Origin of the sequence: Enterococcus gallinarum, assembly GCF_021496385.1 — a bacterium.
In the GTDB taxonomy this organism is placed as follows: Bacteria; Bacillota; Bacilli; order Lactobacillales; family Enterococcaceae; genus Enterococcus_D; species Enterococcus_D gallinarum.
Genome location: NZ_CP050816.1, coordinates 2,982,602 through 3,001,876, shown reverse-complemented (window position 1 = coordinate 3,001,876; position 19,275 = coordinate 2,982,602). Strand labels below are relative to the sequence as shown.

Sequence of the window (19,275 nt, the reverse complement as noted above, 5' to 3'; positions counted from 1 at the left end):
GATGAAGATAGTCGAATGAAAGTCATAGCTAAAGTTAGGAGGCACAAATGAATACGAGAGAAATCAAATTAATCGTAAGCGACATTGATGGAACGATTTTAGATGATACCCATCAGATTGACCCAAACTTACAACAGGTGCTGCAACGATTAAAAGAAAGTAAAATTCCTTTTGTCTTAGCGTCTGCACGATCACCAAAAGGGATGCAGCACTTAGCTGAAGCGTTAGGAATCAGCGAGTATCCTTTGGCTTGTTACAATGGCGCGTTAGTTCTGGCAAACGGAAATCTTTCTGCTCCGCCTATCTCAAGTCATGAAGTTGCAATCAAAGAAGTTGTGCGAATCATCAGCGAGACAAGAACACACTTCTCACAAGTTTCTATCAATCTTTATTCAGATACAGTTTGGTATGTGGATCGTCTTGATGAATGGGTAAAAAAAGAAGCCGCAATCACGCAGGAGGTACCGCAGGAGGCAGATTTATTGGCCTTAGTACAGTCCTTGCAAATACCTGTTCATAAATTACTTTTGATCGGTACGTCTGCTGAGATCCAAAAAGTAAAAGGATACTGGGAAAAGCAATCTTTGAAGACGAGCGCTCTTTACCTTTCAAAAGATAATTACTTAGAAGTCACGCATCGAGAAGTTTCAAAAGAAAAAGCATTGATGGAACTGGCTTCTTATTACAACGTGCCTCTAGCGCAAACGTTGGCAATAGGAGATAACTTCAATGATTTACCTATGATACTAAAAGCTGGAGTAGGGGTCGCAATGGCCAATGCACCACGAAGAGTCAGGGAACAGGCGGATGCCGTTACACTTTCAAATAAAGACAGTGGAGTTGCAGCTGCTCTTCAGAAATTTGTCTTATCGATCACTTCCTGAAGGCCAGCAGATGGTAATATCGGGAATCGCTTAAAGAAAACAAATCGTGTTACAAAATACACAAACGTATCTTTTGACACGATTTTAGCCTCTATTTTACACTCAAAGTTATAACGTTTGTTATAATCTATCGTTTATAAGGAGGACAAATGAATAAGAAGCTCGTAAAAACATTATCTAGTTTTGCGGAGACGTTGGGGTTGTCGGTAGATCCAAAAATGGGTGTGATTTACGGTACGTATCGTTCGTATAAAGTTATATTGACACAATTGAATAATAATAGTTATTCTTTCGCAGCAACTTTTTCGATCAGCAAAAATCAAGAACTACCTAGCTCAGAGCAAGTGAGACAAGTAGTGACTGATTCCAAAGACATATTGGACTGCTCTGTACAAGGTTACCAAGTCACTTATACATTCCGAGGGGCAATGACTGTTGCCAAAACCAAAGAAAAATTGGTTGCTGGTCTAGATACAGTCACTGATTTTCTTAAAGAAAATCACTATCAAACAGTCTGTCAGTTTTGCGGAACATCGGAAGCGCCGATAGATACCTACAGCATAGGTGGGCTGCCAGTGATCGCTTGCAGTGCTTGTTTCAAAAAGCAAAATGAAGCGATGCTTGCTAGCCTGCATGAGCAGAATCAGAAGAAAGAAAACTGGCTGGCTGGGATAGTTGGTGCATTTATAGGTTCACTGATTGGGGTCGGTGTCATTATTTTACTTGGCCAATTAGGTTATGTAGCGGCATTATCAGGTATTGCAATGGCTGTCTGTGCTTTAAAAGGGTATGAACTTCTTGGCGGAAAGCTGAGCAACAAAGGCATCATCGGTAGTGTTTTGATTATGGTCATCATGGTTTATCTAGGCAATCGGATTGATTGGTCTATCAGTGTAGCCAATTATTATACCGATGTTGATTATTTCTATGCATTTCGGATATTGCCTGACTTGCTAAGAGAAGGTTATTTGGAAGCTAGTCAATACTATGGGAACCTAGCTCTTGTCTATCTGTTTACTGCAATTGGTGCGATCCCTACGATTCTTAGTGTGATAAGAGATCGTAAGAATAGTAGAGAAAGCTACAAAATGGAAGCTTGATAATTGTTTGACTGTGATACGTAAGGAGCTGATAGGATGCTCTTGCGTATCACAGTTTTTTCTTGTTGGAAAGAGAACATAAAGGTTGTAGATTAATTATTTATGAAAAAAAGAAATTTTTTTAATCTTTTTTGAAAAAAACGAGGGAAAAACTCTTGCAATTATCATAATTATTGATTAAAATCAAATTCAACTTCAGAAAATTCTGAAAATTATGAACTTAAGGGGAAGAGGAAAATGAAAAAGTGGGCCTTTGGATTGGTAGCAGTGTGTGGTGTCTTATTAGCCGGATGTACGACAGGAGGCACGAGTAACACAGGAGAAAGTACTTCCTCGAATGGAACAGCAGCAGCGGAACAGATCTTCAATGTTGTCGTCCAGCAAGAAATGCCTAGTGCAGATCTTTCTCTTGCAACTGATACGATCAGCTTCAGTGCATTGAATAATGTCTATGAAGGATTGTATCGTTTGGATGCTGACAGTAAGCCGCAACCTGCTGGAGCTGCTGAACTCGCAGAAGTGAGTGAAGATGGATTGATCTACCGATTGAAATTGCGAGAAGATGCTAAGTGGTCGAATGGTGATCCTGTAACAGCTGCGGATTATGTTTACGGCTGGCAACGGACAGTAAAAGCCGAAACAGGCTCAGAATACGCTTATTTGTTTGCCCCAGTCAAGAATGCTGAATCGATCACTGCAGGAAAAACAGATCCTAGCGAGTTAGGGATCAAAGCAGTCAGTGAGTACGAATTAGAGATTACTTTAGAAAAAGCAACCCCCTATTTTGATTATTTACTCGCTTTCCCATCTTTCTTCCCGCAAAATCAAGGAATTGTGGAAGAAAAAGGCGATCAATATGCAACGACCAGTGATAATTCTGTGTACAATGGCCCATTTGTTTTGACAGGATTTGATGGACCGGGTACAGATACGGAATGGTCCTACGAAAAGAATGATCAGTACTGGGACCAAGAAAATGTTAAATTACAAACCATCAATGTCAGTGTTGTCAAAGAATCTGCGACTTCGTTGAATCTATTCCAAGATGGTCAAGCAGACGATGTGATCTTAACAGGAGAATTGGCGCAGCAAATGGCAAATGATGAAGCTTTTGTTTCAGAGCCTTTGGCCCGGACCTCTTATATCGAATTGAATCAGCGAGAAGAAAATTCTCCATTCCGTAATGAAGATTTGCGAAAAGCAATTTCTTATGCAATCGATCGTGATGCACTTGTATCCTCCATTCTGGGGGACGGATCTCTAGCTTCGACAGGATTGATTCCAGAAGGTATGACTTTCAGCCCGACGGATAACAAAGATTTTGTTGAAGATGCTGGCAGTGTGATCGAATACAATGAAGACAAAGCGAAAGAACACTGGGAAAAAGCCAAAGCAGCTTTAGGAATCGATTCATTAGATTTTGAAATCTTGGCTTCTGATACCGACTCGACTAAAAAAGCGATCGAGTATGTCCAAAGTGCAATCGAAAGTACATTGGATGGTGTGAAAGTCAGCTTGAGTCCGGTACCTTTTTCTGTTCGGCTAGATCGTTCCAACAACGGAGACTTTGATGTTGTAATGGGCGGATGGGGGGCCGACTATGCAGATGCCAGCAGCTTTACAGATCTGTTTGTTACTGGAAATTCCTATAACCGTGGTCGTTGGAGTAATCCAGATTATGATGCAGCAGTGAATGCCGCTGCTTCAACCCATGCGGGAGATCCTGAAGCTCGTTGGCAAGATCTACTAGAAGCAGAAAAAATCATTATGGCAGAACAAGGTGTCATTCCTGTTTACCAAAACGTGGAAGCCCATTTGCGGGCGCCAAAAGTCAAAGGAGTCGTTTCTCATGGTGCAGGTGCGCAATATGATTACAAATGGGCTTCTATTGAAGAGTGAGTAGCATTGAATTAAGCAGTTAATCGGCAAGAAGTAAAAAATCCTCTTATCGTCAAACATTCTTGGCAAGTGTGCTTCAGAGTGAAAAACGATGGGAGGAATTTTTTAGATTATCAGAAAATCTTTGTAGCTACTTACACAAAGTTAGTGGAAACAACGATAAAACAGAGAATAAAAAAACACAGAAAAAACCTTGGAGATGAATAAAATCAAATCCAAGGTTCCTTTTTCGAAAGTGTTTTTCACAAAGAAAACAGTAAAAAATTATTCGCTGACTTTCACGTCACCTGTAACAGATGCGCCTTCTTTATCAAGTGTTGCTGAATCTTGAATTTCTTTAGAAGCGAACGTGATGTTTCCTTCAACTTTAGTGCCGTTCAATACGAAGCCTTTTGCATTTACTTCGATGTCGCCTTTCACTACACCGTTAACGATGTTGAAGTTTTCTGAGTTAACAACTAATTTAGGAACAGTTACAGTGTATTCAGCAGTTACTGTACGGTTTTCATCTTGAGAGTACAATGCAAATTTACGGTAGATATCATTTGCAGCGTCCCCTTTGTCATGGAATTCGCCGTCAACTGTCAAATCTTTGTCGAAAGTCATGTTGTCTGTAACAGCAACGATCCAGTTACCGTCTGCGCTCAATGCTTTTTCAATGACTGAAGTTTGGTCACTTACTGAAGCTGTTGAAACAACATCATCTGTTGATGCAGTTGTTGCAGTTGAAGCAGCAGTTGATGAACTTGCAGTTGTATTGTTATCAGAACTACATGCAGCTAGAAGAGTTCCTCCCATTAGCAATGAAGCAGCGATTAAAGTGATTTTTGTTTTTTTCATGTTACCTTCTCCTTTGTATGCCCATAGTTTTCTTAAAAACAAAATGATTATACCATAGAGGGGTTTAGTTTGTGAAACAAAAAACATAAATGAGGAGAAATTTAATAAATATCAAGCAATTCTTACTGAAAATATCATAATCCAGTTTCAAGAAAGAAAAATTTATGAGAAAGGCAGCTTTAATGGAAATTATCTTTACAGGGATGAGAAGGACATCTATGAATCAATTTACGTTTCAGCGAGTCATTGGAGATTTTCTCTACTAACTTTTAAATAATTTTACTTTTAAATAGAACTAGAATAAAAAGAAGGCTAAAAATTTCCTTAAAGTTTCCAGAGACAAGTTTGATAAAATAAAAGAATTGTTCGGTGCATGTTTCTGCAAGAGGCAAGTATCGATTGGCGTTGAATCTTGTACTTGAAACCATAGCCTAGATAGCACTGTCTTAGAATTCGCTATTTTACATGTTCTTATGTACGCAAAAGCGTCGCGTGTTCTACAAATATTCTACAAAGCGCAAAGGATATGTGAAAGGAATAAGGTGGTAAAAGAGCTATAGACAGGATTAGAAAAGCTGTTGCCAAGGAAAACTTAAGGTTTTACGTGTATCGAAAAAGAAAAGCGGCATTATCATTGCTATTTTTCTTCTGGCATGGTATTCTATAAAAGTAAAGTTCTGATATGTTAATACTTGTTTATCTTTTGATACGCACTTCAATTACACATCATTTTCTATTACAAAAATAAACACACACGATGTGTAATATGGAGGTATACGTTTATGAATAACGGTACAGTAAAATGGTTTAATGCAGATAAAGGTTTTGGATTTATTACAGGTGAAGATGGCAATGATGTATTTGCACACTTTTCAGCTATCCAAGGCGACGGCTTCAAAACTTTAGATGAAGGTCAAGCAGTGACTTTCGACGTTGAAGAAGGCCAACGTGGCTTACAAGCAACAAACATCGTTAAAGCATAATAACAACTTTTAAAAGAAGACCGGCAATGGTCTTCTTTTTTTGCTTTAAAGTAAAAAATTCATTTCCGGAAATTATTTTCTTGACCTGGTGATCTCCAAGGAAAAATGAAGGAATGAGTCAATGAATCTCAAAAAAAGACTGCGTCTGTATACTAGACGCAGTCTTTTTTGTTGGCGATGGCCTTCGCTTTTTGATCTCTAGATGAAACGTGACAAAAATTCTAATCAATTTCTGGCAAACTGACTATTGTAGAGTTGGGCGTATAATGAAGGTTTTGCTAACAGTTCCTCATGTTTGCCTTGCTCAATGATTTGTCCTGCTTCCATCACAAGGATCAAATCAGCATTTTTGATCGTGGAGAGGCGATGGGCAATGACAAAGCTTGTTCGATTTTTCGTCAATGTGTCCATTGCTGTTTGGATCATTTGTTCGGTTCGGGTATCAACACTGGAAGTCGCTTCGTCCAGAATCAAAATAGCTGGATCTGCCAAAATTGCACGAGCAATCGTCAAAAGTTGTTGCTGACCTTGTGATAGTTCGGTTTCGGATCCTATGATCGTCTCGTAGCCCTTCGGCAGTGTCCGAATAAAATGATCGCATTGTGCTGCTTTTGCGGCGGCAATGATTGCCTCTTTCGTTGCATCTTTTTTGCCGTAAGCAATATTCTCTGCAATCGTTCCTTCAAACAACCATGTGTCTTGTAAAACCATCCCAAATTTTTTGCGAATGTCTGTGGCTGAGAAATCCGTCATATCGTAGCGATCGATCCGGATCTTGCCTCCATTCAGTGGATAGAAGCGCATCAGCAAGTTGATCAAAGTTGTCTTGCCGGCCCCAGTAGGCCCCACGATGGCTACAGTCTGTCTAGGTGCAACTTGTAGGTTCACATGTTGCATCAATAATTTATCTGGAGAATAACCGAAAGAAACATCTTCAAAATCGATTCTCCCCGACAATTCTTCTGGGACTGCAAGAGGGTGTTGGGTTTCTTTTTCTTCTGGATAATCCAAAATCTCAAAGATCCGTTCCAATGACGCTAATGCACTTTGTAACGTATTAATAATATAAGAAGCTTGTGTGATCGGTTCGGAAACTTGATTGGTATATTGCAAGTAGGCTTGGATCAACCCGATGGATAACTGTCCATTGATTACCATCATTCCACCAATCACAGCACTTACGACAAACCCGATTTGATTGATAAAGCGAATGAACGGATTGATCGCATAGCTAGCAAATTGTGCCTTACGAAAAGCATGAAATTGCTTTTCACTTAATTCGTGCATTTCTGAAGCGACAGCAGATTGCTGATTGTAGGATTTGATCAATAAATGGGCAGTATAAAACTCTTCTGCCCGGCTACCGACTGCTCCCAATGTTGTCTGATTTTCTGAAAAGTAAACCAAATTTCGCTGAGCCAGTCGATGGGTAGCGAAAGCACTTATCAGTAGGATAATGATAATCCCTACAGTTAATAATGGACTGAGCCAAAACATCACACCAAGACCAAATAAGATACTGAGAGTGGCTGTAATGAGTTGCATCAATCCGACTTGAAGGACTTCAGAGACTTTATCCAGGTCTAGAATTGCTCGGCTTAAAATATCGCCTGTCTGATGCGTATCGTAAAATCGTACCGGCAACCGATTAAACTTGTGCGTCAATTCTTTTCTGAGGGTTAAGGTCAATGTTTCGCTGACACTTGCCATTGTGTATTCTTGTAAAAATGAAAATAGACTAATCATCAGCCAGGAGATCCCTAGAAGGAGCAGTGGCCATTTGATGACTTGCAAGAATTCACTTGGTTGCCAGCCTCCTTGCTGAAGCAAAGTGATGAGATTATCCAATCCTTGACCCAACAGTAATGGCGCGATTGTCATAAGTGTCGCGTAGCAGAGAGCAGAAATCAAAATCAGTCCGAAGCGGCTTTTTTGCTGGAATAATAATTGTAAGAGCCGCATGCTCGTATGTTTTAAATTTTTTGGTGCATCAGTTATTTTTTTGCTCATTTTTTTCTCCTCCTATTCCTTGCGAAGCCGCAAATTCTTGATAGGTGCTACAGGTTTCCATCAGTTCTGAATGGGTCCCTTTTCCGACGATTTTTCCTTCATCAAGAACGATGATTTGATCAGCATCCATGACAGTTGCAACACGCTGAGCCACGATCACTACGGCTGAATCACGGACATAAGATTTTAATGCTCGCCGTAAATTTGCATCTGTTTGATAGTCAAGGGCCGAAAAACTGTCATCAAAAAAGTAAATGTGAGCGGGCTTTACTAATGCACGCGCTATACTCAAGCGTTGTTTTTGGCCGCCAGAAAAATTGCTGCCCTTTTGAGCAACGTGACTGTCGATCCCATCGGGTAGACTTTCGATGAACGACTCTGCTTGCGCGATTTTGACGGCCTGTGCTACTTGTTGCGGATCGGGATTGACAATCCCGAAAGTCAATGTGTCCCAGATCGATCCACTGATCAACAATGCTTTTTGAGGAACATAGCTGATAAATGATCGTAGTGCGACCTGTGAGACTTCTCGAATATCACGATCATATAATGTGATTGAGCCGTTAGAAACGTCTTTTAACCGCAAAAGTGCTTTGGCGATCGTACTTTTTCCTGATCCGGTGCCGCCAACAATCGCAGTGGTCTGTCCGCGATGGATCTCAAAATCAATATCTTCCAGTACGGGTTCCTCTGCCCCAGCATAGGTGAAGGAGACATGATGAAAGGCAGCTACTAATGAGCTTTCTTTTGGCAAGATTGGCTGTGGACCGTCTGTCATCGTTTCTTCTTCAGACAAAACTTCTTCAATCCGCTGCAAGGATGTCAATCCTTTTGGGATCATGACGATCACCATTGCTGCCATGGTCAAAAACCAAAGGCTCAAAACGGTATATTCGATGATCGCAGTGATACTGCCGATGGGCAGGTTTCCTGAGAGACTTTGGAAACCGCCGAATCCCAAAATGCTTAGAATGGACAGCCCCATGAAAAAGTGTACGGCTGGATTCAAAACAGCGAATAAACGATTGACTTGGATCATCACTTTTGCGTACCCTTCAAAGGTTTGGTCTGTCCGCTTTTTTTCGAAACTAGCTTTGTCAAAGGCGCGAATCACCCGTACGCCTGTATAGGTTTCACGCAAAATCCGCATCATAGTATCTACTTTTTTCTGCGTTTTTTTTGCCAAAGGGATTGCTTGATAAATGACGAAAAGTGCGACGATCGAGAAACAAGCAATTGCTGCAATAGGGATCCACACCATTCGCCAAGATACACTACCTGTTAAAATAATCGAAGCCAAAATGATCAGTGGAGCGGGAAGAATCATTTGTAAAGCCATCATCAAGATTTGTTGAATGTTATTGATGTCATTCGTTGTTCTTGCAAGCAAGGTTGGTGTACCATATTTTTCAAAACTAGAGATCGCAAGCTCCTGTATTTTGTTGAATAGTTTGATCCGAAGATGATGCCCGAACTTCCCTGCTAGATGGGCAGAAAAATAATTAGCACTGACAGCAATCACACCAGTTCCTAGTGCAACAGCCAGCATCCAGCCCCCATAGCGGATGATAGCTGATTGATCTTGTTTTAAAATGCCATCATCAATGATCTTGGCTACAAAATAGGGAAGAAAAAGTGTCACGAAAGAATGGATCAGCATAAATAAAAAAGTACCTAGAAATAGGCGTTTTTCGGTGAAAAAAAATTGTTTTAATTGTTTCATAAAAATTCCCTCCAATTACGTCGTTCTGTGCTAGAATAAACTGTAACGTAACGTAACAGTCAATAGGAGGGAGGCATTTTTTTTGAAAAAATTTTTGACCATCAGTGAACTTGCGGCTTATGGCGGTGTTAGTCGTCGTACACTGCTTTATTATGATCAAATCGGGCTGTTCAAACCTAAACAGATCGGTGAAAACGGTTATCGTTATTACGGATTTGAACAGTGTGCGGAATTAGATGTGATTTTGGTCTTGCGAGCATTGGATATGTCCTTAGAGGAAATCCAAACATTTCTAAGAAACCGCAATCCTGAGACGATGCAAAAAGAGTTGATTGTCCGTCGTAAAGAAGTAGATCAGAAAATAACGGAACTAGAGGAACATAAAGCCATTTTGGATCGGTTCATTTCGCGATTTGAAAAAGTGCAGACAGCCGATTTTACCAATATGACTTATAGTTATCGGTCAGAAGAATATTTTGCTGTTTCTGAAGAAATCAATGAGTATGATGAGACTTCGGTCTTTCAGGCTTTTTCACGTTTTTATCCTTATTTAGATTACAAGGATTTATTTAGTGGCTACCCTATCGGTTGTTTAGTAGAAGGATCTGCATTCGATCAAGAGTCGATCCATGAAGCGCCTTACCGTGCATTAGTGATGATTCCCAAAGAACGACTGCCTCTGTACTCGGATCAGGCAATTATTTGTAGACCAGCAGGAAATTATGTGTCGGGATTCGTCAGAGGGGAGATCCATCATTTAAAAGATTTTACAAAACGATTCAAAGCCTATCTGGAATCAGCTAATTTACAGATAGATGGAGATATCTGGGAACTGATGTGGCAAGATGATGTATCCACGGATCAAAAAGAACAGCAGATTTTTGAAGTGATGTTGCCTGTTAAGGAAAGAATACCAAGCTAAATCTACACAAGAATGGAGAGAGGAAGTCTGTTGACGACATTTTTGCCAAAATGTGTTATACTGATTGAATACGAGAAATATTTTTGTACCAACGTTATCTTGTTTTTAGGAAATTTATTCAAAACTGGCGTAACTTCAGAGTTACAAGGATGCAGTAGAGGTTAGGGATTGCATCGTTTAAATGAGAAATAAATAATAGTAGTAATAGTCTGCTTCAACTTTCAAAGAATAAATATTGCATCGTTAGATAGCCTTCCCGTCTTATGACAGGAAGGCTATCGTTCATTTTATGGGAAGTGTCAGCGCATTATCTGGACTCTTATCTTCCAATAGCGAGTCAACATATTGTTTTAGAAAATAAGAATATGTTGCCAGCAGCTGGTATTCTTCAGAATGTCGAATCGTTTCTTTTTCTTCTTGCGAATAAACGTCGTCACCAGTAAATAACGCTGCATTCATCTTTGCAATAAATGTACATAATGTGTTGATTTGTTCTTCTGTCAATTCAGTAACAGATGCGAGCTGTTGGCGCACCATTTTAGTTGTATCTTGTTGAAAGATGGTTGCTTGATAGTCGCTATACTGCAAAAGTTGAGGATCTTTCCGCTTATTCTTAGCAGCCCATTGGTCCAAATCAATCACCTTTTTTTCGTAGTTGATCGTTTTATCAGTAAGTGTTACGACCCCATAGCCAAGTTCTTGTGTGGAATAAGAGCCGGTGACAATTTCCTGAATACCAGAGGGTCCTTCTGTAATATCTTGGATATGGATGTGTCCAGAAAAAATCGCTGGTACCTGATAAGCAGTTAGTAATTGCTGCAATTGCGCCGAGTTATCTAAAATATAACCTTCTTTCAACAATGAATTATGTTCCAGAAGATTATGGTGCATGAAGAGAAGTGGTGTCTGCTGCTGTTGTTTAGCTGCTTCTAGTTGATCCTTCAGCCATTCTAAGGTGCTTTCTTTCAAGCGGCCATTCGTAGTTGGCTGGTTCCAATTCACTTGTTCTTCATAAATACATGAATCAAGTAATACTAAGCGATACTGGTCATTGAGATTGATGCTATAGCTTAATGAGGTCCGATCAACACTGTCAGCTTTCTCGTAGCCTTCGGAAAAAATATCTTTGAAATCTTGCGGGCTGATTTGATCGGCATAAAATTCCTTATCCCCATCAAAAATTCTGGCCCAACCATTGTAAATCTCATGATTGCCGGGCAAACTCAGTACCATGATCGAAGCTTCTTGTAATGGTGCCAATAACTCGGCAAGAGATTCTGCACTTGCTTTCTCTCCATTCAATGTCATGTCCCCTGTCAAGATCACTCCTGTTGGCCGTTTTTCTAGGGCTTCAGCAACAAAAGCTTCCAAACTTTCTGCCTGATAGCGCATTTCTTTACCAGCGGCACCTTCAGCAAACTGGTTGAAGGCTATACCATTATCGTGAAGTGCTGACGACAGGAAATGAACATCGCTTAGCAGCCAAAATTCGCTTTCTGAATCTTGCTGCAACACACTGTTCGCTTTTTTGGTCGTCCAAAGAGCAAGCAAAAGTAAGCCGCAAACCAAAATGCTACTGATCCAGATAATTATTTTTCTTTTGGAAATGATGCTTCCTCCTTTCGAGCGGTATTCTTCCTATTATAGGAAGAGAAAACTTGCTTGTCACTTAGAAAGGATCAAGTATTTTGCTTACACGGTATCTTCTTTAATGAAAAAAGAAACGGATAAAGAGAGGGCCAAAAGAGAGAAAAAAGGGGATTCACACTGTAAAAAAGCAAATTTTTTGGTTTTTTCAGGAGTTTTTGGACTACCTGAAAAATAAAAAAGCGCTTTTTTATCGATTTCTTTTTTTGAAAAACATTTTAAAAATGCTGTTTTATCAAGCTTTATAGCTAGCATAGAAGAATATTTCTGATAAGAATTGTCTTTGAAACATTTTTGTAACATTCCTTTTATCTGTATGTCATATGCTTATGTTAGAATTCATTTGTCGTTAAATCGAACTTTAAATTTTCTTATATTAAGTAAATTTTTTATTAAGACAACTAATTTACACAAAAAGCGCTAGTCGGAGGAAAAACGAGTGAAGAAAAGTTTGTTATCAGCATTAATGGTGTGTTCTCTAACATTAACAGCAGTTGCAGGACCAGGATTAGTATCAGCAGATTCCATTGATGATCAAATCGAACAACAAAATCAAAAAATCGATTCCCTAAAAGGACAACAAGCAGATGCTCAATCACAAATCGATTCTCTAGAAGCAGAAATTGATTCAGTGAGTGCAAAAGTCAGTGACTTAGAAGCTAAACAAGTTGCACTAGGTAAAGAAGCAGAAAAATTGCAAGATAAAATTGCCACTTTAAAATTACGTATCGCAAAACGTGAAGAAGCTATCAAAAAACAAGCACGCGATGTGCAAGTAAATGGTCAAAGCACAAACTTTATCGATGCAGTTCTAGAAGCAGATTCTTTGACGGATGTTATTGGTCGAGTACAAGCCATGACAACAATCGTAAATGCCAACAATGATCTAGTTGAGCAGCAAAAACGCGACAAAGAAGATGTTGAACAAAAAGTAAAAGAAAATGAAAGCAAAATTCAAGAAGTAGCAGCAACTCAAGCTGAGCTGCAAAATCAAAAAGATGCATTGGCTACAAAACAAGCAGACTTGAATGTGTTGAAAGCTAATTTAGCTGCTGAACAAGCAACAGCTGAAAAAGACAAAGATGCGTTGAACAAGAAAAAACAAGAAGCGGAAGCTGAAAAAGCACGTGTCTTGAAAGCTCAACAAGAAGCAGCGGCTGCTAAAAAAGCAGAAGAAGCAAAACAGGCAGCAGCATTGAAAGAAGCGCAAGAAAAAGCAGCTGTTACAGAAGATGTTCAAACAAGTACAACGAAGACAGAAAGTTCTTCAGATACTTCTGTTGTTGAAACAGCAACTGCTGGATCATCAAGCAGCTCAAGTTCATCAAGTAATAGTTCAAATTCATCAAACAGTTCTTCATCAAATACAAATAACAGCAATAATTCTACAGTCAATACCGGTGGTAGTGGTAAAGACCACTCATCATCAGGTAACATGTATGCAGTAGGACAATGTACATGGTATGTTAAAAATCGCGCACCATGGGTTGGTACTTACTGGGGAAATGGTGCCCAATGGGGTGCATCAGCAGCAGCTGATGGATACACAGTGAATGGAACACCAGCCGCTGGAGCAGTTGTTGTCTTTGCCGCAGGCCAATCCGTTGGCGGAGAGTGGACAGCAGATGGTACGTATGGACACGTAGCCTATGTAGAATCTTATGATCCTGCAAGCAACACCATTACGATCTCTCAAGGTGGAATGGGCTTCCCTTCACCTACAGGACCAAACACAGCAACAATGAATGCATCCGGTTATACTTACATTCATCGTTAATCAATAGATTTAACCACTAATGATTCGTCATTAGTGGTTTTTTTGTATCTGCAAATAGCGGACGCTGCTCCAACTATTCCAACTGACAGTTGGGCTTCAATGCTCTACTGTTGTTAAAATTTATGTAAAAAAGCCTTCCGCGCTTGAATAAAACAATTGAATTGGAGCAATTGACACGAGCTTCCAGGGTTGACGATCGCTGCAATTTCAATTATTGGACAAATGTTGTGACGAAATTATTCCGTCTAATTCTAATCCCATGGGAAATCTTTGCATCTACGTTTTTAAGATCATAGAAGAAGACAAGTAAGATTGTCACAAAGGGATGCGGATCAACGAAGAAGAGTCGGAGGTTGAAGGGACAAGTCAAAAAGGCTTAGGGTAAATAAAGTGAAACTTCATTTATCCTAAGCCTGGGCAGATGCATTTGCTCAAATAGATAAAAAGGTACTTTTTTCTAAAAAAACTTAGTTGTTAAGTGCTGGATCTGGCAGTAGTTTTATTCTGGGCTTTATTCAAGAATCAATGGTTTTCGGATTAGAAAAAGGCACTAAGTTCTTTTTTATAAGTAACCAGCATACTTTCCATGCCACGGGACAGCAGTGTATACAATATTCGCTTGTCTTGTGTTGTATAGAATTGTTCGTTTGAAACGTCATAAAGAATGACATGATCAAATTCTCTTCCTTTAGCGATGTCAATCGAATAAACAGGAAAGGGGAGTTGATTTGTCTGTCCTTTGAGATATTCTTCCAAAAAAGCAGCCTCCTTATGGCTCTTTGTCAGTATCGTATATTGCCTTCCCTTTTTTATGAAAGGTGTGATAGTTGCCAGCCATTCCAACTCGTTTTCAAAACGAATAAATCGAGGAGGCTCTCCGGCCGGGCGAACAGGCATGATCGACATAGTTGTATGGTTGGCAAGCTTTGCAAACAATTTAGTAATTTCACCACTGGAACGGTAGCTAGTTCGTAAGTCATAGCGTGTGACTGATCGATTGTTAGCTTCAAAGATTTCTTGAATCTCTCTAAAATCAATCGCAGAATTAAAAATTGCTTGATTTTCATCCCCAACCATGGTGAAGGCTGCTCGAGGAAATAGTGTCAATAACAGCGTACACTGAGCGGGTGTATAATCTTGGATTTCATCGATCAGCAAAAAAGCCAGCGAGGGTACAGGAAGTTTCTCGATAAATAGGTGTCGGTTGAATAAACGAATTACTGCTTCATCTAACGTGATAGTAGAATGTTTCAGATAAGGCTGTTGGGTGAACGCCGTATAATAGTGTTCTAAAAATTGATCCTCATCGATCCAGCTATTCTGTTTCAATTGTTCATCAACGACTTGATACCTCGTTCGCAATAATTGTTCAGTATACTTTTGAATACTGGAGGGAGAGTCGTCTTCGATCAAATGACCAAAGTATCGTTGCTGCTGCTGTTCAGAAAGTGCTAATACTTGATCTTGCAAGTGGTTCTTTTTGGCATTTCTGATCAATTGTGACTCCCACTCACTTATTAATCGTTTCTTGGTTGCTTGCAATCGCTCGATCATAGGGAGTTGTGGTGTAGATTGATAGATTGACTGAATCTTTTCTTTGGCTATAACGACTTTACCCTTTCGAAGGATTGAGTGAAACGAAGGTTCGATCAGGGCTGTCTTGCTGGCTGATTCTTGCAGAAAGGCCACAAACTCATTGCTGCGGAGCGTTTCTGTTTGAAAAGAAGTAGGTTCTTGTAAACGGGAAAAATAGGCTTCCTCATTTTCTAAAGGAACTGTATTTGCTTCTTGCAGCAAATACGAGCAAAATTGACGAATCGTCTGATTTAAAGGATTCTTTTCACCTAATGAAGGCAAGACATCTGAGATATAGTGGATAAAATCTTGATTGGGTGAAAGGATCAGTACATTGTCAGATGTGATCTGACTACGGTATTGATACAATAAATAAGCGACCCGTTGCATAATAACTGAGGTTTTTCCACTACCGGCTACTCCATTGACCAATAAGGTTTGACTTGATTGGTCACGAATGACTGCATTCTGCTCTCTTTGGATGGATGCTGTGATGTCGCGCATTTTTTTGCCGTCGTTCTTTTCTAGTGCGGTCAATAAGACATCATCTTGGATCGCGACAGAAGTATCGAAAAAGCGGATCAGTTTATCATGAGCGACAATTAATTGCCGTCTATTTTTAATAGATACAGCAATTTCATATTCATTGACTTGGTAAGAAGAATCCCCTAACGTATTGTTATAAAAAAGCTCAGCGATTGGAGAGCGCCAATCATAGACTAAGTTATGACTATCTTCATCTGCAAAGCCGCTGATGCCAATATAAAAGGATTCAGCGGATTCACCATCAAGAAAGTCAACGACTATTTTCCCGAAATAGGGTGACTGGAGCAAACGTTCTACGGCTGCCAGTTCTTTTTCGGCTGTTTGCAAACTCAGATTCATTTGGTCAATTTCACGATTTTTGCTCTCAATGGCAGCATAAGTTTCCAGACTGTCTGACAAGTTATCAAAATTGAGTCGAATATCCGTGCCAATTGTTTGGAGGTCTTGCAAATGGCTTGCGTAGCCTTTATCCAGAAAAGAGCGTAGGGCTTTTTTTCGAGTGACCAATTTTTGATAAACAAAAGATAAATGACGTTTCTCTAATATGCGTTGCTTTTCCATCTGTTTTCACATCCATTTCCCAGAGTATGTTTCATTATACGAGGTGGCGGCAAAAATACTAGTCTGTTTTTTACTCGTTTTTTCCTGTATAATAACTATAGGGAAAAGAATTGCTGATAGAATTATTAATCAGCAATTCTTTTTTGTTTTTAAAAATAATAAAGGCTAACTCCATACTTAGCTAACGGGAGACTGTAGTTTTCAGCAAAGTAAATTGACTTTTGGTCTATTCGCCTACTGTTCTTTGATTCATGTTCAAAAAAAAAAACTCTTTCTGCTTGTATTTCTATGTGTAACAACTATACTGATAACAAGCAGAAAATGCAATTTAATGAGTAGCGGAGGAATGTCAGTATGTCATTATTATTATCGCCAGTTGAACTGGCGGGGTTATCGTTAGAGAATCGTGTTGTCCTTTCACCAATGTGCATGTATGAAGTGAAAAAAGAGGATGGGATTGCCACGCCATTTCACTCTGTTCACTATGGTGCTCGTGCATTAAGTAAAGTTGGCTTGCTGATCATTGAGTCAACTGCTGTGGAAGCAGATGGACGAATCACCAAGAATGATCTTGGTTTATGGAATGAAGCGCAACAAGTTGAGTTATCAAAACTCGTTGCATTGCTTCATGGTTTCGGTAGCAAAGTGGGGCTTCAGTTGAACCATGCTGGGCGCAAAGCAGCGGATGCAGGTTACCCAATAGCACCTAGCGCCGTTCGCTTTAACGAAAGCTATGCTGTTCCTCACGAAATGACGCTTGCTGAAATCAATCGTGTCCAAGAATCCTTTGTGGCAGCAGCCAAACGTGCGCAAGCTGCTGGCGTAGATATGATTGAATTGCACGGAGCTCACGGATATTTGATTGATCAATTTCTCTCACCAATCGTGAATCAGCGGACAGATGAATATGGCGGATCATTAGCAAGCCGCTATCGTTTCGTCAAAGAAATTGTTCAAGCGGTTCGAGCTGTCTTTGATGGGTCACTTTGGATGCGGTTGTCGTTAACCGATTATGAAACAGAGGATAAACAAAATTCAATCACAGAATGGCAACAAATTGGACAGTGGCTTGAAGCAGATGGGATTGATTGTTTAGATATCTCTACGGGCGGTTTGTTAGATAGAAAGCCAACGATCCCGGTTTATGAAGGGTATCAAACACCTTTTGCAACAGCTATGAAAGCAGCTGTTAAGATCCCAGTGGCTACCGTTGGGATGCTGGATAACCCTAATTTATGTGAACACATTCTGCAAACCAAGCAAGCGGATTTAATTTTACAAGGACGAGCGTTGATTAGAAATATTCACTGGTTGGCAGATGCCGCTACCCAACTCCACGATCGCTCATTTCAACCTTATAATGATTCCTATGGGCGAGGAATCAAAAGATAACCGAAAACACAGTATGTTTACACGTACTGTGTTTTTATTTTTTTAACTAGTATGCTTTACATACTAGATGCTTTTTGATATACTCAAATCAACTAATAGGTAAAACATACTAGTAGAAGATGATTCATGGAGGTGAAAGTCGTGAAAGAAACGCAGTTGTTAAAAGGTGTGTTAGATGGTTGCGTCTTGCAAATTATTTCAAAAAAAGAAATTTATGGCTACGAACTTGTACAAGAATTGAGAGGATATGGTTTTGAAACGATCGTTGGCGGTACGATTTACCCCTTACTTCAGAAACTGGAGAAACAACGTTTGATCAAAGCTGAACTGAAAAAATCACCAGATGGACCAGACAGGAAATATTTTTCATTGACCGAATCTGGAGAAGAGTACCTAAACAGCTTTAAACAACAGTGGGAAAACCTAGTGAGTAAAGTAGAACGAATTATTGAGGAGTGAGAGCATGAATAAGAAAAAACAACTAGCTTATTACCGAGACAAAACAAATGAGATTTCAAAACAACTGTCAGCAAGCAATCAGAAATATTTTGAAGATTTGAGAGAGTATTTACTTTTTTCTAGCCTGTTTCAAGATGAATATGCTGTGGTTGCTCAAGTCTATGAGATAGCCAATGATTTACTTGAAGCCCAAAATCATGGTGAAACAGCAAAAGAATATTTTGGGAAAAATCCTAAAGAAATGGCAGATGAGCTGTTGCGTAACACACCCAAAAGCCGTTTGATCGATCAGTTGAATTTGATTTATATTATGGTCGGCGTCTCATGGCTGGTCAAACTGTTTAATGACTTTTCTTCTGATAGTGTCTTGCAGTTAAATCTTTATTCTTATGTGACAACTGCTGTTTTTTCAGTCGTTTTGGTCATCCTCTTTTTCTTTGGGGTGCAAAAAACGATTTATTTAAAGCAAGGTTTTTTTCAGAGTAAGTTAAAGAAATTTCTGGTTTTGTGGGTGATAGCGATGGTCTGGATTGGTGGTTTGGTTTTACTGAATCTATATACCCCTAACCTTTTTGTGGTGACGTTATCTTATCCAATGGATATGGTGCTAATGTTGGTGCTATTAGTCGCTGCCTGCGCCTTGATTTTCTTGCGCAAGGAAAAAGACTTTTATCCCGTCGCCTTTATGCTAACGATTTTCGTTATACTTGGAATCCTTCAACGATGGGCCTCCAAAGAGAATTTGACAAATGATAATCGGTTTAAAGGGCTGTTGATTGCATTGCTTGTGGCAGCTTTTGCTGTTTATATCCTTTGGACCAGACGTTCTGCAAAAGATAAGTAAGCCGTGATCGAGAATACGAACAGAAAAATCGTAGATCTTACAATCCTGGATTGGTGAAAACGTCATAAGCCATCTTTTATGCCATTCATGCTACACTAGTTATAGCTGAATGG

15 protein-coding genes are annotated in these 19,275 nt (G+C 39.6%); 9 read left to right on the top strand and 6 right to left on the bottom strand.

Annotated elements, in window-relative coordinates:
• Positions 1-47 precede the first annotated feature (47 nt).
• The 3 genes from HED61_RS14575 to HED61_RS14565 all read left to right on the top strand — a co-directional run bounded on the left by HED61_RS14575 (position 48) and on the right by HED61_RS14565 (position 3,883).
• The gene (locus HED61_RS14575) at positions 48-884 is read left to right on the top strand and encodes a Cof-type HAD-IIB family hydrolase (protein ID WP_081132117.1); all 837 of its coding nucleotides are present in this window, start codon (positions 48-50) and stop codon (positions 882-884) included.
• 149 nt (positions 885-1,033) lie between these two features.
• Positions 1,034-1,984, top strand: a complete 951-nt coding sequence (locus tag HED61_RS14570) for a hypothetical protein (protein ID WP_003125678.1) — start codon at positions 1,034-1,036, stop codon at positions 1,982-1,984.
• A 237-nt stretch (positions 1,985-2,221) separates the two neighbouring features.
• On the top strand, positions 2,222-3,883 hold the full coding sequence (locus HED61_RS14565) for a peptide ABC transporter substrate-binding protein (protein ID WP_003125679.1): 1,662 nt from the start codon (positions 2,222-2,224) through the stop codon (positions 3,881-3,883).
• A gap of 264 nt (positions 3,884-4,147) precedes the next feature.
• Here the strand turns inward: HED61_RS14565 and HED61_RS14560 are convergent, their stop codons facing one another.
• The gene (locus HED61_RS14560; protein ID WP_005470607.1) at positions 4,148-4,723 is read right to left on the bottom strand and encodes a polymer-forming cytoskeletal protein; all 576 of its coding nucleotides are present in this window, start codon (positions 4,721-4,723) and stop codon (positions 4,148-4,150) included.
• Positions 4,724-5,505: 782 nt separating this feature from the next.
• On the opposite strand from HED61_RS14560, the gene HED61_RS14555 reads away from it, so the two are divergent.
• Positions 5,506-5,706, top strand: coding sequence for a cold-shock protein (locus HED61_RS14555; protein WP_003125681.1), 201 nt, complete (start codon positions 5,506-5,508; stop codon positions 5,704-5,706).
• Between the two features lie 225 nt (positions 5,707-5,931).
• Here the strand turns inward: HED61_RS14555 and HED61_RS14550 are convergent, their stop codons facing one another.
• Both HED61_RS14550 and HED61_RS14545 read right to left on the bottom strand, forming a co-directional pair.
• Complete coding sequence (locus HED61_RS14550) at positions 5,932-7,716, bottom strand: ABC transporter ATP-binding protein (RefSeq protein ID WP_103300262.1); 1,785 nt, start codon at positions 7,714-7,716, stop codon at positions 5,932-5,934.
• The gene (locus HED61_RS14545) at positions 7,697-9,439 is read right to left on the bottom strand and encodes an ABC transporter ATP-binding protein (RefSeq protein WP_219645158.1); all 1,743 of its coding nucleotides are present in this window, start codon (positions 9,437-9,439) and stop codon (positions 7,697-7,699) included. Before HED61_RS14545 ends, HED61_RS14550 begins: the two co-directional genes overlap by 20 nt.
• 82 nt (positions 9,440-9,521) lie before the next feature.
• Between HED61_RS14545 and HED61_RS14540 the strand changes: the two genes are divergently transcribed.
• Positions 9,522-10,361: a MerR family transcriptional regulator gene (locus tag HED61_RS14540; RefSeq protein ID WP_219645159.1), complete on the top strand. Its 840-nt coding sequence runs from the start codon at positions 9,522-9,524 to the stop codon at positions 10,359-10,361.
• A gap of 282 nt (positions 10,362-10,643) precedes the next feature.
• Here HED61_RS14540 and HED61_RS14535 read toward each other — a convergent pair whose 3' ends face one another.
• Entirely contained in the window at positions 10,644-11,930 is a 1,287-nt protein-coding gene (locus tag HED61_RS14535; RefSeq protein ID WP_219645160.1) for a metallophosphoesterase, read from the bottom strand.
• A 123-nt stretch (positions 11,931-12,053) separates the two neighbouring features.
• Positions 12,054-12,263, bottom strand: coding sequence for a hypothetical protein (locus HED61_RS14530; protein ID WP_029486487.1), 210 nt, complete (start codon positions 12,261-12,263; stop codon positions 12,054-12,056).
• Positions 12,264-12,447: 184 nt separating this feature from the next.
• Here HED61_RS14530 and HED61_RS14525 point away from each other — a divergent pair, with 184 nt between their 5' ends.
• Positions 12,448-13,785, top strand: coding sequence for a CHAP domain-containing protein (locus tag HED61_RS14525; protein ID WP_081132112.1), 1,338 nt, complete (start codon positions 12,448-12,450; stop codon positions 13,783-13,785).
• 537 nt (positions 13,786-14,322) lie between these two features.
• Here the strand turns inward: HED61_RS14525 and HED61_RS14520 are convergent.
• Positions 14,323-16,467, bottom strand: coding sequence for a HelD family protein (locus HED61_RS14520; RefSeq protein ID WP_219645161.1), 2,145 nt, complete (start codon positions 16,465-16,467; stop codon positions 14,323-14,325).
• A gap of 354 nt (positions 16,468-16,821) precedes the next feature.
• Here HED61_RS14520 and HED61_RS14515 point away from each other — a divergent pair, with 354 nt between their 5' ends.
• From HED61_RS14515 to HED61_RS14505, 3 genes are all read left to right on the top strand, one after another.
• Complete coding sequence (locus tag HED61_RS14515) at positions 16,822-17,859, top strand: oxidoreductase (protein ID WP_171917251.1); 1,038 nt, start codon at positions 16,822-16,824, stop codon at positions 17,857-17,859.
• A gap of 141 nt (positions 17,860-18,000) precedes the next feature.
• Positions 18,001-18,318, top strand: a complete 318-nt coding sequence (locus HED61_RS14510) for a PadR family transcriptional regulator (RefSeq protein WP_219645162.1) — start codon at positions 18,001-18,003, stop codon at positions 18,316-18,318.
• A gap of 4 nt (positions 18,319-18,322) precedes the next feature.
• Positions 18,323-19,162, top strand: coding sequence for a DUF1129 domain-containing protein (locus HED61_RS14505; RefSeq protein ID WP_113849368.1), 840 nt, complete (start codon positions 18,323-18,325; stop codon positions 19,160-19,162).
• The last annotated feature ends 113 nt before the right edge of the window (positions 19,163-19,275 follow it).

Excerpts from the sequence above, each read along its gene's own strand:
- HED61_RS14560 (WP_005470607.1), bottom strand. The coding sequence starts at position 4,723 with ATGAAAAAAACAAAAATCACTTTAATCGCTGCTTCATTGCTAATGGGA.
- HED61_RS14505 (WP_113849368.1), top strand. The coding sequence starts at position 18,323 with ATGAATAAGAAAAAACAACTAGCTTATTACCGAGACAAAACAAATGAG.
- HED61_RS14565 (WP_003125679.1), top strand. The coding sequence starts at position 2,222 with ATGAAAAAGTGGGCCTTTGGATTGGTAGCAGTGTGTGGTGTCTTATTA.
- HED61_RS14550 (WP_103300262.1), bottom strand. The coding sequence starts at position 7,716 with ATGAGCAAAAAAATAACTGATGCACCAAAAAATTTAAAACATACGAGC.
- HED61_RS14515 (WP_171917251.1), top strand. The coding sequence starts at position 16,822 with ATGTCATTATTATTATCGCCAGTTGAACTGGCGGGGTTATCGTTAGAG.
- HED61_RS14555 (WP_003125681.1), top strand. The coding sequence starts at position 5,506 with ATGAATAACGGTACAGTAAAATGGTTTAATGCAGATAAAGGTTTTGGA.
- HED61_RS14575 (WP_081132117.1), top strand. The coding sequence starts at position 48 with ATGAATACGAGAGAAATCAAATTAATCGTAAGCGACATTGATGGAACG.
- HED61_RS14545 (WP_219645158.1), bottom strand. The coding sequence starts at position 9,439 with ATGAAACAATTAAAACAATTTTTTTTCACCGAAAAACGCCTATTTCTA.
- HED61_RS14530 (WP_029486487.1), bottom strand. The coding sequence starts at position 12,263 with ATGCTAGCTATAAAGCTTGATAAAACAGCATTTTTAAAATGTTTTTCA.
- HED61_RS14520 (WP_219645161.1), bottom strand. The coding sequence starts at position 16,467 with ATGGAAAAGCAACGCATATTAGAGAAACGTCATTTATCTTTTGTTTAT.
- HED61_RS14570 (WP_003125678.1), top strand. The coding sequence starts at position 1,034 with ATGAATAAGAAGCTCGTAAAAACATTATCTAGTTTTGCGGAGACGTTG.